Source organism: Marinobacter litoralis (assembly GCF_016427555.1).
GTDB classification, from domain to species: domain Bacteria; phylum Pseudomonadota; class Gammaproteobacteria; order Pseudomonadales; family Oleiphilaceae; genus Marinobacter; species Marinobacter litoralis_A.
Genome location: NZ_JAELVS010000008.1, coordinates 22,923 through 37,260 on the forward strand (window position 1 = coordinate 22,923; position 14,338 = coordinate 37,260).

Sequence of the window (14,338 nt, forward strand, 5' to 3'; positions counted from 1 at the left end):
CGTTCGCATTTTGATAAAACTAATTTTTGCATTTCGCAAAAAAAACGACCGCAGAGCGGTCGAAAAGGGGTTGTTTTACTCGGCGAATTACCGGGTCATGGGAACAGCGACCGAACGCTTATGAAGCCCTGCAACTATCTCGATATTTCGGTGGGTGGGCTCAGGATCAATTCGAATTCGCGAGTCAGGCGTTGCGTTCTGGGACCCATGAAGAACAATGGACACCACGTCACTTTGCCGGATATTCGCAAGGGGGTAGACGTATTCAGGGGCAATGGCCACGACCATTGATGCTTTCGAGCCGTTTGACGGTCTGGATGCCAATGATAGGGGGTTGCCGCTGGAGGGCCGCCCCGCCTTTCCGGACATGACACCCACTAATCGGACATTTCTGGCCAAAGTGCGCACACCACTCGGGCTCGTTGCCAACACATCAAAAAGGTCCCCTTTGCGAAGCTGACTGTGCGGAATAGCCCCTTCCTGCGGCCTCATAGTGTAGAGAACCTGTCCTTCAGGAATCTGCTGCGCCAGCCACGAACGTGGAGGCGCGATAATCTCATTGCGACGAAAAATTTCGCCGTGCTTCTTGTCACTAGCGAGCCGTTTCCCTAACAAGTTGGCTGGGTCTTTGACCCCTGCAACCTGTTTGTCCACTCGAACCTTTTGAATCATTGCAGGTTCGATGCTGACTCCGGCAGGCCAATCTCCGGCAATACCAAGAACTTCATGGGTAGTGACTCGCTCAACCTGACGGACCCCCAGTACGCTGGCAAACACCCCGGAAATCATAAACATGGTGATTGCTGCTGTTGTGCTTCCTGTGAGTTTCTTGTTCATGCTGCACCCCCGATGAAACGTGATCTTTTGTGGCCGCGGCTGAAGGCAGCCGCGGCCACAGGACTATCTTTTAAGGCGCGCTCACGGTGCCTGTGTTAGCCGCGGCCGATGCGCCTAAGCTTGCGGTGGTGCTTCCACCTTCCAGAGGGGTCGCCGCTACGAAAGTGAATTCAACATCGTCACCCGCGTTTGCGTCTGTGGAGTCGCCAAAAACGGAACCTTCTACAGCAGCAGTATTTTCACCGTTAACGATTCCGTTGAAGGCGTAAGTCTGATCCAGATGGCCAATTGCTTCGGAGACATCCTCCATTTCAGCCGTCAGCGCGTCTCTCATCGTGACCATGCCCGCGACCAACCCAATGACCAGCACCGTGGAAAGAAGGACCAACTCAGTCGTCAGAACAAATCCACCTTGCTTTGAAACCAATTTGCTAGCTTGAATGTTTTTCATTTTTTATACCTCGAAGGTGATCAACTCTATTACTTATGTGTGATATTTGGCTCACAAATCATATGTATCAGGATGCGTGCCAACTTACTTTAATGGTTTATAAACAACAACTTACCAGTTTATCTTGATACCTACAGAAGAAATAAAAAGTTTTTTTGAATCATCGATTTGCAAATTGCGAACCCATTTGCGGACTATTTAGAGGGTAGCCTCACCAATGCAGAGATGAGTTTTCGATACGAAAAAAAGGGGGCATCCCTGATGCCCCCTCAGATTGCTGACAAACCCTCGCCAGCACGGCGGGGGTTTGTTGTAATTGGGGCATCGACTTTTAAGAGGCTGCCCCATGCTCAAAGAGCCGTCCCCGCAACAACACGAACTCGAGATGGTTAGTCTCGAATCGCTGGTCCCTGACAACCACCTTCTTCGCAAGATTGATCAGTACATCGATTTTGAATTCATCCGTGATCGGGTTCGGCATTTGTACTGCTCGAACAATGGTCGGCCGGCGCTGGATCCGGTGGTGCTGTTCAAGATGCTGTTTCTGGGCTATCTGTTCGGCATTCGCAGTGAGCGGCAGCTGGTGCGGGAGATACAAGTCAACGTGGCGTATCGCTGGTTCTTGCGATTCAACCTGACTGACAAGATTCCAGATGCTTCCACCCTGAGCCAGAACCGCCGGCGGCGGTTCCAGGACAGCAGTATCTATCAGGACATCTTCGATGAGATCGTGCTTCAGGCGATGGGCTATGACCTGGTTGGTGGCGAAGTGCTTTATACCGACAGCACGCATCTCAAGGCGAACGCCAACAAGAACAAGTACGATCTGAAACAGGCGGAGGAGAAGGTGGCGGCCTACCTGGGCAGCCTGGAAGACGCCATCGAAGGTGATCGCAAAGCTCAGGGGAAAAAGCCCCTGAAAACGAAGCTGTCTGAGCAGCCACCCAAGATCAAAGACACCAAGATCAGCCGCACCGATCCGGACAGTGGTTACATGGTTCGGGAAGGCAAGCCCAAAGGCTTCTTCTACCTGGATCACCGAACCGTCGATGGCCGCAACGCCATCATCACCGACAGTTATGCCACGCCGGCCAACCTGCATGACAGCCGTCCCTATCTCGATCGGCTGGATCGCCAACGTGAGCGCTTTGGCTTCGATGTCTGGGGCGTTGGACTGGATGCGGGCTACTCACCGCCGGCATCTGTAAGGGGCTGGAAGAGCGGGGTATCTATGGGGTCATGGGCTACCGGCGACCGAACAAGCCCAAGGGCTATCTCCCAAAGCGGGCCTTCACTTACGATCCCGAGACCAACAGCTATCGCTGTCCGCAAGGCCAGCAACTGATCTACGCTACCACCAATCGCCTGGGCTACCGGGAGTACAAATCCAACCCCACGCACTGCAAAGATTGCCCGCTGCTGAGTCAATGCACGCGTAGCGCCAACCACGTCAAAGTACTGACCCGGCATGTCTGGCAGGACAGCAAAGACCGAACGGACAGTTATCGGTTAACCCCCTGGGGCAAGGCGCTCTATAAACGACGACAGGAAACCGTGGAACGATCGTTCGCCGATGCCAAGCAGTTGCATGGTCATCGCTACGCTCGCCTACGAGGGCTCTCGAAAGTGCGCGAGCAGTGCCTGTTGGCCGCTGTAGCCCAGAACATGAAGAAGATCGCGCAGATCCTGGCGCGTCTTTTATGGCTCAAATCCCTTGGTATGACTGGGTTAAAGAGGCGAATCCGGGAATGGGCTCGGAAACTGTCCTATCTGGCGTATTGGCAATCCGGTCGGGACTATTGGGCTCAATCCATCACCAACTGAATTGAACAGCGCCCAAACGCAACGAACCCCGGAAAAACCGGGGTTCGTGAGCAATCTGACGGGGCATCCCTGATGCCCCCTTCTCTCAACAAACTATGTACCCCCCGACTACCCCACCAACCGCCCATCCTGGAAAAAAGTTACAAACTCACCGCTGGGCACAGGCCGGCCAGTAAAGAACCCCTGCACTGAGTCACAACCCAGTTCAGCAAGTTTGTTGAGCTGCTCTTCGGTTTCTACCCCTTCGGCTATCACATGAAGGTTCACATCATGACCAACAGTAATGATGGCTCTAGCTATCGCTTCAGCTGTTGAATCAGAGGTTATCGACTGGACAAAACTTCGATCAATTTTCAAACAGTCTGCAGGTAAGTCTTTCAAATAGCTCAGCGAAGAATAGCCGGTTCCAAAATCGTCGATAGCGACTTTAATGCCCATAGCGCGTAAATCGTTTAAATTTTTGAAGGCTTTGCCGACTCCATCAACCATGATGCTCTCGGTAACTTCGAGCTCGACGAGCTCCGGCGGGATTCTTCGCTGCTGAATACCGGCTCCTAATTCCTCAACGATGGTTCTGGTATTCAGGTGGATGCCGGATATATTTATAGAAATGGGTACCATTTCAAATCCATCGTCTCGCCACGCCGCTAATTGGCCGAACACTTTTTCAATGACCAGATGACTGAGCGAGATGATGAGCCCTGATTTCTCTGCGACAGGGATGAACCGCGCCGGAGACACGTAGCCCAGCTCTGCATTGTTCCATCGAATCAGCGCTTCCATTCCAATGAGCGATAAGTTCGATAAATTAAATTTGGGTTGGTAGGCCATCTCAAGGACGCCATCGGCAATGTCCCTTCTTAGAAGGCGCTCCAATTCAATATCCTGTCTAGCTTTTGCTCTGAGTTCAGCATTGTATCGGTGAATCCTATGCCCATTCGACGAACCGAAATCCGAATAGATGGCATAAGCCGTAGCACTCAAAAGACCATCCGCCGTAGACGAGGCCTCGATCGTATCAGCGATTCCAACAGCCCAATCGATACTGCAAATATGGTCACCAATTTCGACGATTGTCGATAACCGGCGGAGCAACAGGTTCGAAAGATCTTCAATAAAGCCGAGATCGTCAATGGCGGACAAAACGACCACAAAATCGGATTCAGATAATCTCGCAATCAACTGCTCAGGTCGCTTTGCCTCTGGAGCAAGCGTGCTGAGGTAACTGGCCAGCCCGATCTCCAGACGTTCTACGATGACCTGAGCAATGGTGATCATGCCTTCCCGGCCGATCGTCGGCTCAAATCTGCGTATATCTGAAGCGGAAAAACGCAGAATCGCGGTTTGAAGGTGAGACTTCCGGTTTTCCTGAAGACGTTGGTTGAGCTCAAAGAAAAGCTGCTTCTCATTACCAAAACCGGTTGCTGGGTCTTTAAACGTCAAATCATAGGTTTGCTGTTCGCAATTGAACGAATCACTTTGGTCTTGCAAGAGACACAACCACTCTCCCTCTGCCCCCCGAACGAACCGACCTTGGACCGTATGGCACTCATTACCCTCGAGGTGCTCAACGATGAAGCTTTCGCATTCTCCCGTTTTATGAGCGCGCATCCATGCTGCAAGTATCAGTTCTGCACTGTCTTCTCGGAGAGATTTCAAAAAGTGATTTCCGACAATCATATGTGATCGGAATCCGATAGGCATCCGCGCGATCTGGTGACATCCCTGTATGATCCCATCACCGTCCAAAAGCAGCATGGTTTCAGACGAGGTTTTTAGCATGGACGATATCTGATGACTGCGGTTTTTTAGGTGCCGCTTAACGGTTCCCGCGCCAATAAGCGACTCGAGACGCTGGGAAATAAGGCGCCAGTTCAAAGGCTTGACAACGAAGTCTGTTGCGCCGCATTCAAAAGCGGCATCGATCGAGGCGTCGTCATCTTGCCCAGTTACCATAATGATTGGGACAGGTTCACCATTGAGTTTGTCACGCATCTTCCGGCAAGTTTCAAAACCATCCATCCCCGGCATACGCGCGTCCAGAAGAATGGCATCAAACTTATGAGAATCCATCCAGCTCAGTGCGGTGTAGCCGTCGGAAGCTTCGGTAACCCCGTACCCTTTTTTCGTCAGGGCGAGGCGAGAAACCATGCGAACTGCGAGATCATCATCCACAACCAACAAACGATGACGTTCTGGCAAGTCAATGGGTAAAGAGAAATCGTTTGAAGTTGTGTCCGTGTCCATGAGAATCTCCGCGTCATGATGTATTGACAAAGATTCTGCACTTCCTGTGCCAATTAAATACCAACTAATTTACAATAAGTTAGAAGCACAGGTGTACACGATGAACAATCATTTGCAAAATGCATCTCAAATTAACGTTTTTCCCCCAGCTCTTTATCCCACTGCTGTTTTTTGCGGTAGATCGTAGAGGCGCTGATCTCCAGAAAAGCTGCAGCTTTTGGAACATTGCCGTCGCATAGTTCGATGGTTTCCTCGATTATGCGCTTTTCCTGAATCCAGAGTGGTAAGATTTCTTCTGAGACGGAGGTTCTGTCCTGAGTGTCTTCACTCCTTTGCTTGTCCCTCCAATTTGATAGCGAACTTCTGTTGCCCCGTTCCGCCACGCTATATTCCGAAGCCGCGTTTTTCCTTGCTGGCACGGAAGGCGAAAGGTTTGGCAGCATCGACATCTCGATAATGTCGCCGTCGTTGAGAACTACAATATTACGGATCACGTTACTCAGTTCGCGAACGTTACCCGGCCAACTATATTGCAAGAAAAAGTTTTCGACTGCATCGCTGAAGCCTTGAAACGTTTTATTCTCATACTGTGCGTATTGCTCCAGCAGCTCCTGCGCAATAAGCATGATATCGCTTCCTCGTTCCCGAAGTGCCGGCATATGGATGGGTATTACATGCAGCCGGTAGTAGAGGTCTTCACGAAAACGCCCCTCCTGGACCTCAAGCAGCGGATCCCGATTAGTTGCACAAATAAACCGGATATCAACCTTGACCTCTTTACTGCTTCCGACCGGCGTAAAAGTGCCAGATTGGATAAGCCTCAGAAGCTTGCTTTGGAGATCCAATGGCATTTCACCAATTTCATCAAGAAATAATGTTCCTCCTGAGGCCCGCAGTGCTGCGCCATCGCGTGCAGAAGATGCACCCGTGAATGCGCCTTTCACGTGGCCAAAAATTTCACTTTCGATAAGTTCACGCGGAATAGCCGCACAGTTCAACGCAATAAAAGGCGACGCTGCTCGCGGACTTTCCGCGTGCAGCGCCTCTGAGCAAAGCTCTTTTCCGGTGCCGCTTTCGCCGGTAATAAAAACCGAAGCATTACTCTTGCCAGCGCTTTCAACGATCCGATAGACGTTCTGCATAGGCAAAGAAGCCCCGATCATTTGATAAAACTCATCACGTCGGTAGACCTTTTCATACTGCTGAACAACTTCTTCCAATTTCTGTTTTTTGAGTATATTGCTAAGCGTTACCGCCAATCGGGCCTTATCGAAAGGTTTGGAAATAAAATCGCTGGCGCCGCGATGCATGGCGTCGACAACCATATCCACGGAACCATGCGCAGTAATCACGATGACCGGTAGCAAGGGTCGGTCATTCTTAACCTTGTCCAGGATGTTAAGCCCGCTCATGTCGGGTAATCGGACGTCTGTAATCAAGACGTCGAAATCATGGTTCGCTAAATGCTCAAGGGCTTCTGCCCCAGTATGGGCTACCCTCACAGCATAATCACTTTGGAGGTAGCTTTGATACACCATGGCGTTTGACGGGCTGTCTTCGATCAAAAGCACACTTGGACGGTGTTCACCTGGCATAAAACGTTCCTTTGCTAAACGGAAGGATCAGAGGTTATGGAAGATGATGGAAGACTCTCACGGTACTCAGAGTATGCTACCAACGTCTGTTCCGCCACACGTTGAAGACGAGCCACTGCATCAGTATCTAAAGTGGCACTCGACTGGCTGGCCAGGTCCTCGAGATTTTGAGCGATGGCCTGAAGTTTTAATCCCCCAAACGTCCCAGCGCAACTTTTCAGAGCGTGGGCTTGTTCCCTAACTTCCATATCATCTTTGTTTTTCACAGCCTCATTGATGCCCTCGGTGCGCTTCTTGATCTCGTTGATAAACACTGAGATCATCATTGGCAAGCTTTCGGCGGAAGTATCTTTAATCAGCTGCCCCAGTACTGCCCGGGATAGGACCTCTAATTCCTGATCATTGCTATCGTCTTCAATCTTCATTTCCGGCTTCTCCTCTTTCGCTTCAACCAGACAGTGCTCGATTGTCCGCTGGAGCCGATCAATATCAAAGGGTTTGCTGACAAAACCGTTCATTCCACCTTCAAGGCAACGTTCGATTTCTGATTTCTCAGCGTTGGCGGTTAGTGCAATGATCGGTGTGTTTGCATTTCTTCCCGAGGAACTCCGTATTGCCAAGGTTGCCTCGAGGCCATTCAGGATCGGCATCCTCATGTCCATTAGAATGACTGCGTATACGGTTTCTTCGGCACGTTCAACGGCTTCACGGCCGTTACTGGCTTTATCAACCAGGTAACCTCGGTTCTTCAAAAGCTCCGAACCGATAACGAGATTGGCGTCTACGTCGTCTACGAGCAGGATCCTAGGTTTTAACGGAGGATCAAGGAACCCGTTATCGCCATCGAGCTCAATGGAAGCGTTTGATTCAACCCCGGAGCCGCTTGTGGGTTCCTGCTCAGACTGGGGAAGATCGAAAGGGATTTCGACGCTGAACGTAGATCCGGCTCCCACCTCACTTTCCACAGTGATAAACCCACTCATTCCCAAAACAAGCCGTTTTGCAATCGCGAGGCCAAGCCCGGTGCCTCCAAAACCAGAATCTCTGATGGCATCGGTCTGCTCAAACTCAGAGAAAATGGTTTCGGCACATTCAGAGGGAATACCGGGGCCCGTGTCACGGACTCGTATTCGTAGCCGTCCGAAGTCACCCTCTTCGGACCCGGGACCACATTCGGCCGTAATTACGATCTCGCCTACGTCAGTGAATTTGTAGGCGTTATCGAGAAGGATAGTTAAAACCTGACTGAGGTGTTCTTTATCAACGGAGATCATTGGGGGAACAGAGTCTGCTACCTCATAGATGATGCCGACTTCCGGCTTGGTGCCTTTCGCCAGTATGGAATACTGCACGCCTTTGATTAAATCTGATAATGAGCATGCAGACTTAGGGAATTGGATATGTCCGGCTTCAATCTTGGAAAAATCCAGAACCTCGTTGATGACGCTCAACAGAGAATTTCCAGATTCCTTAGCAAGGCCGAGATAATACTGATCAGATTCCCCTAGTTGTCCGCGCTCCTGAATCAACGCAAGTGAGCCCAGAACTGCGTTCATTGGCGAACGAATTTCATGGCTCATGTAAGAAAGAAAGCGAGATTTCGCCTTCGATGCTTCCTCCGCTTCTGCTTTGGCGGTGATAAGCTCTTCTTCGCGTTGTTTACGCTCTGAAATGTCTCGGATGGTGGCGGTAACATACACATCGCAGTCTACTCGAATTGCGGTGAGCGCCAGCTCTACCGGGAAAATCTTACCGCTTTTACGGCATGCTTGGGTTTCGACCCTCCGCCCAATAAGTGGCCCTTCTCCTGTGGCAAGGTAATGGCGCATGCCCTTCTCGTGGGCACCCTTTAAGTCCTCAGGAATAAGGAAATCAGCCATGTGCAGGCCCATAATTTCTTGTTTGCGCCAACCAAAAAGTGCTTCCGCCGACGGGCTGAAATCGATAACTTTTCCATCGCCGGTTATTGTGACGACCGCATCCAAGCTGGAATCCACCAAATTAGATTTAAGGCGTTCCTGCAAGTCCGCCTGACTTTCCAGTTCCTGCTCATGGGTTTTGTCACGTATGATAAGAATGGTTCTGATGCCGTCGCGAGAGCCAAATCTAGATGCATTGATCTCAGCAGAAATCTCTTGATCCTTCGAATTTAACACCCGACATTTATAGCTTCTCAGATTAGACTTACTACCACTCAAAACCCTCTGTACCGTGGCATCATCGCTAACCCTCAAAAAATCAGTCAAACGCCTTCCCATAAGCGATTTTTTATCGACATTAATAAGCCTGAACAATTCCTCGTTAGCAAATACAACCGAACCGTTCGGGTGTAAAACGGCAATGCTGTCCGGTGCGGCACTCAATAAAGATAATGTTTCTCTTTCCTGCTCAATGAGTTTTGTGTTTGATTCACTTAATTTGTCATTCGCAATTTTTAATGCGAATTCACGTTCGGTCAGAGCCGTTGTCATCCTATTGAAAGCAAGAATTGTCTCTGCAATTTCATCACCACCGTGACTGGGGATCGGTTGGATTGACTTGCCCGCATGCAATCCATCACTTGCGTCGCGAAGCAGAAGAATTCTTTTTGTGAGGTAGCCTGCCAGCAGCCATGAGCAGATCGCAACAAGCAAAAGTTCCAAGCCGGCTATCGCATAGAGTCGAGTTTGGGCTTGTGCGGCTAGTGCATAGAGTTCTTTGACCGAAAAACCAATCTTCAGGGTGCCAAGTTCTTGCCCTGCAACTTCCAGCGGATGCACTACGTCGTACACACCATCTGTAACTTGATCTATTCTAACGTCCGGAGCCGAAACGCCAGCTGATTCAATTGAAGAAGATGCCAACGTTTTGCCGTGCCCATTTAGTTCTACATAATCCACACCATCCAGTGCTGCAATTTGTTGCACCTGCTCGTCAATCGTTGCAAGGTCATAATCAATTAGGGAGTCAAGTAAAACGGAGCCAGCGAGAGACACTGTATCTTCGGCCCGCTTTTCGATGTCAGCGTTGCCTAGAGCGTGGATGTAACTTCCTGCTTGCCAGACAAGAAACGTCAGAAAGATAATCTCGATTGCGGCGATCCCAAGAATTGTCTTCCATCTAAACGACATGAACGCTTCCCTTTATTGATTAGTACATTCGCCATTGATTTTAATCGAGTGAAACCCGCTCAATTCCGAGCGATCTTACATCGTCCCAGTCCATATCGGAGGCTTTCTGAAAACCGTTCATTCCAAGTGACTCAAGCAGGTTACGTCCCTCAACAGTGGCTTCCATTCCAATCATAGCCTCTTGTAGCACCTGTAGTGCGTCATCGGAGACTCTTGGGTGGGCCGCAAACGCGTGGCCAGTGTAGCCAGGAGATATCCATAGAATTTCGAGTTTCTTTCGAAAACTATCATCTACCTTATTGTATGTTCGGACTATGCCCCCGCCAGCATCGAATAAGCCCTCCGCCACTGCTCGGTAAACCGAATCATGCGAGTTTACGAAGGTTGCGCTATAACCTGGGGCGTGGCTATCCAAAAAGGCCCGGGTAATGAGCGTTGCCGCGAATGCTCCTGGCGCAGGGAAAGCCAGATTCTTTCCGGCCAATTCTTCAAGCGATTCAATGTTGAGGTCAGCTGAGACGACGATGATCCCATGAATGACATGATTGCGTTGGCGTGCGAGCGATCTGTAGCCAGGACGCTCATTGAACACAGTAAAATGATGCGGGTTCATATAAGCGAAGTCGTATGCGCCATCCGCAAGGCGCTTCTCGAATTCTGGGATGCTTGGGGCCGTAGCAAATCCTAACTTTAAGCCAGTCTTTTCAGACAACAATTTCAGAACCGGGAGCCATTGTTTTGCGAGTTTTTCAGCGGCCTGCTGAGGCACGATGCCGAACCATAATGTTTGCTCATCCACAGTCTGCGCATTACCCAGCTGGGCGCAAGCAAGCAGCAGAATGAAAAATGGTAAACGTGTTTTTATGCGCCACAACTTCATGAGGGAAACTCCTTTTGATTCCATGAAATTTTGCAAGCATTTATCAAACCATTTTTCATGAATCGTTTAGTTTAGGAGATTTAATCAAGCTTTAATCTGAATTACGCTCCTTTTGTCGCATATTGCAAAGCAATATGCATCTTAGATTTAGAAAAGGTGGGAATTTTCTGGCCTAAATCATGAAAGTTATGAAGGTAGGGAAGCTGGCACGAAACTGGCTTTGACGGTTTGAAGATTGGTTCTCTCGCGCACCTTCAAGGTTACTTCGACATGATTGAAGCAGAGCTACCCCAAAACGAAGCGCAACGACTCGAGGCCCTTTTATGTTTAGGTCTACTCGATTCAGCAACCGAGCAACGCTTCGATCACATCGTTGCTCTGGCAAAAGAGCTTTTCGATGTGCCTATCGCGCTGATTTCCCTTGTTGATGAAGATAGACAATGGTTCAAGGCCAAATCTGGAATCCAGCTGGCAGAAACATCAAGAGATATTTCGTTCTGTTCCCACATATTGCACTCAGGGAAGGTTCTTGTCGTGGAGAATGCGTTGGAAGATGAGCGCTTTTACGACAATCCCTTGGTTAACGGTAGCTTGAGTTTAAGATTCTATGCGGGGCACCCGATTCACTCCCCTGAGGGATATGTGCTTGGCAGTTTGTGCTTAATTGATCATGTGCCCCGCGACTTTACAAAAAAAGACCGCACGCTTTTACGCCATCTGGCGGACATGGTTGACAAAGAGATTGTATCCCGCCCTATAACATCAAAATCACTAACCTCCGCCAAAGAAGGCAAATGCAGTGAGCTGTTTCAAAGAGTCAGCAACCTACTTTCCTTGAAGCCGGTTGCGATTGCGTTCGCTGCAACGATTTTCTTTGCTGTTCTGATTCTCGGCAGCCGCAGTCAGCTCGTCACTTTGGAAACAAAACACCTGGAAAAACAGGCAGAGATTGCCGACCAGCTATTTAATGTTCGTGGTCGCTTGGAGACCGAGCTGAATTCACGCCTCCACTTAACTCACGGGCTTGCGGGGTTCGTTAGAGCGGGCCCCCAAAATATTGATCGAGATACCTTTCATTCATTCGCTACCGTGTTAGGTAAAAGCATTTCGGGTATTCGAAGTTTGCAGCTCGCCCCTGGAGGCGTGGTCGACTTTCTTTGGCCTGAAGCCACCAATAGCCCCGCCCTTGGTCACAATCTTCTAAAGGATCCAAAACGCAGAGAGGTTGCACAGAAATCAATCGACATGCGTGAACTATGGATAGCGGGTCCACTGCAATTGATCCAGGGAGGCATTGCCTTGATCGGGCGCCTACCAGTCTTTTTACCCAGTCAGGAAGCTGAGCTCGGTGATCGAGAGAGTTTCTGGGGGTTTGCCACTGTACTGATCGACTTAGATACGCTTTTAAGCATCTCTGAGTTCCATGAGGTTTCAACAAACCTCAATATAGCTATTCGGGGGCGAAACGGGCTTGGGAGCGAAGGGGAAACATTCGTAGGGTCTGAGGCGGTATTCAATGGAGCGTACCAGTCCGCCACTATCTCAATGCCAGCAGGGAGTTGGGAGTTGGGGGTTGCCGTGCCCTCTGCCCCTACGTTCCGTAATATATCGGGAGGCACGTGGCTTTCGCTCATTTGCGGCGCGCTAGCATTGGCCGCATTTATCTACGCTCTAATGCGCCTACCATTCCGTTATTTGCAAGCTGTTGATACGGCGAGACAAGCGCTCGCAAATAGCAACGCCCGCTTCAAAGATGCCATAGAAGCATTACCCGATGGCTTCGCAGTTTATGACGACGATGATCGCCTTGTTCGTTTTAACAAACGTTATCGCGAGTTTTTCTCTCAAGAAAAGCTGCCACTTTCATTGGGATTAACATTTGAGCAGATTCTTGATATCACCATTAACTCTGGGGTTTATCAGCTACCCGATGAGTCAAAAGCGGCTCGCGATGCATTCCGAGAAATGCGTGTGTCTCACCATAGCAATCCAAGTCGAGATGGTTTGGAGCTTGCACTCTCCAATGGTCGCTGGTTGAGAGCGGTCGAGTCCCGAGTTCCTTCAGGTGGCACGGTCATCGCTTACACGGACGTTTCCGAATTAAAGAAAAAAGAACATGAGATTGCATCAGAAAAACTTCGGGCGGAATCGGCAAATGACGCAAAAACTGCTTTTCTTGCAACCGTAAGTCACGAGTTACGGACGCCTCTCAATGCGATTCTCGGGATGTTGAACTTGCTTCAGTTGAGCGGCCGTTTACAGCCGCAAGACCAAGAACACATCGATGTGACCCACGATTCGGCAGAGCACTTATTGAACCTGCTGAATGAACTTCTTGATCTCTCGAAAATGGAAGCCAACAAACTCGAGCTGGAGTGCAACGACTTCAATCTTGCGGCCATTGCTCGCAAAACTCTGAAGCTCAGTGGTAGTAAGGCTAAGCAGAAAGACATTGATCTGGTTGAAAATTTCGCCTCTGAAGCAAACATTATGGTCAGGGGGGATGCCGGTCGTCTTCAACAAATACTTCTAAATCTGTTGTCGAATGGCATTAAATTCACAGATATTGGATCGGTTACTCTCGCCTTATCTGGAGAGAAAGTGTCATCAGGAAAGATCCTGTTCTGCTTCCGTATCGATGATACCGGAATCGGTTTCGCGCCGGACCAAGCAAGCGCCCTGTTTAAACCGTTCTCTCAACTTGACTCTACAGCGTCTCGCAAACATGAGGGCACCGGCCTTGGACTCGTGATATGTAAACGCCTTGTGGAGTTAATGGGGGGTACCATTACCGCACATGGGGAAATTGGGAATGGGGCTTCCTTCGAACTTAGAATTCCGTTTCAAGTAAGCGAAGTTTCAGAAAAACACGAACAGATCGAAGATTCCCTGGTAAGTACCCCTGCCGAGTTATCACATCCGCCCATCAGAGTTTTAATTGCCGAGGATTCGCCCGCAAATCAGATCGTATTCCGAGCAATGTTACAGAACACGGGTTATTACGCGGATGTTGCAGGGAATGGATTGGAAGCTGTCCAGGCGGCTGAAAACTTTGAGTACGACATAATCCTTATGGATATTTTCATGCCTGAAATGGACGGTATTGAGGCAACCAACAAAATTCGTCGATCGGACAAGGCTGGCCGGGTTCCCATTATCGCCCTGACCGCAAATGCTATGCCCGGTGATAGAGACAAATTTCTTGAGTCGGGTATGGACGATTATCTCGCCAAACCACTCAATAAGAACACTCTGATAAAAATGCTAAACAAATGGGGACTGCGAACGCACCGTGAATGAAGACGTTGTCGTTTTCCATGCACCAACTCAAATGAGCGGATCGCAATCCTTAGCCCTTCGAGGGTCACGATGTGTCCTGAAGACGCTCCTGTAC

General features: G+C 49.7%; 8 protein-coding genes. 2 read left to right on the top strand and 6 right to left on the bottom strand.

The window, feature by feature from the left end:
• Window positions 1-87: 87 nt before the first annotated feature.
• Together JAO79_RS15500 and JAO79_RS15505 are read right to left on the bottom strand one after the other, a co-directional pair.
• The gene (locus JAO79_RS15500; RefSeq protein ID WP_199008139.1) at window positions 88-837 is read right to left on the bottom strand and encodes a hypothetical protein; all 750 of its coding nucleotides are present in this window, start codon (window positions 835-837) and stop codon (window positions 88-90) included.
• A gap of 70 nt (window positions 838-907) precedes the next feature.
• Complete coding sequence (locus JAO79_RS15505) at window positions 908-1,288, bottom strand: hypothetical protein (protein ID WP_199008140.1); 381 nt, start codon at window positions 1,286-1,288, stop codon at window positions 908-910.
• 346 nt (window positions 1,289-1,634) lie between these two features.
• Here JAO79_RS15505 and JAO79_RS15510 point away from each other — a divergent pair.
• A protein-coding gene (locus JAO79_RS15510) for an IS1182 family transposase (protein WP_227664733.1) occupies window positions 1,635-3,112 on the top strand; the annotation gives its coding sequence in 2 pieces (ribosomal slippage) (window positions 1,635-2,478 and window positions 2,478-3,112; 1,479 coding nt in all).
• A gap of 108 nt (window positions 3,113-3,220) precedes the next feature.
• Here JAO79_RS15510 and JAO79_RS15515 read toward each other — a convergent pair.
• From JAO79_RS15515 to JAO79_RS15530, 4 genes are all read right to left on the bottom strand, one after another.
• Window positions 3,221-5,359 carry an EAL domain-containing protein gene (locus JAO79_RS15515; RefSeq protein WP_199008141.1) on the bottom strand — a complete coding sequence of 713 codons (2,139 nt, stop codon included), beginning with the start codon at window positions 5,357-5,359 and terminating at the stop codon, window positions 3,221-3,223.
• A 131-nt stretch (window positions 5,360-5,490) separates the two neighbouring features.
• A complete protein-coding gene (locus JAO79_RS15520) occupies window positions 5,491-6,954 on the bottom strand; it encodes a sigma-54-dependent transcriptional regulator (RefSeq protein ID WP_199008142.1) in 1,464 nt (487 codons plus the stop codon).
• A 14-nt stretch (window positions 6,955-6,968) separates the two neighbouring features.
• Window positions 6,969-10,064 carry a PAS domain S-box protein gene (locus tag JAO79_RS15525; protein ID WP_199008143.1) on the bottom strand — a complete coding sequence of 1,032 codons (3,096 nt, stop codon included), beginning with the start codon at window positions 10,062-10,064 and terminating at the stop codon, window positions 6,969-6,971.
• A 40-nt stretch (window positions 10,065-10,104) separates the two neighbouring features.
• Window positions 10,105-10,944 (bottom strand): phosphate/phosphite/phosphonate ABC transporter substrate-binding protein, encoded by an 840-nt coding sequence (locus tag JAO79_RS15530; RefSeq protein ID WP_199008144.1) that lies wholly within the window; start codon window positions 10,942-10,944, stop codon window positions 10,105-10,107.
• 270 nt (window positions 10,945-11,214) lie between these two features.
• On the opposite strand from JAO79_RS15530, the gene JAO79_RS15535 reads away from it, so the two are divergent.
• Complete coding sequence (locus JAO79_RS15535) at window positions 11,215-14,244, top strand: response regulator (RefSeq protein ID WP_199008145.1); 3,030 nt, start codon at window positions 11,215-11,217, stop codon at window positions 14,242-14,244.
• The last annotated feature ends 94 nt before the right edge of the window (window positions 14,245-14,338 follow it).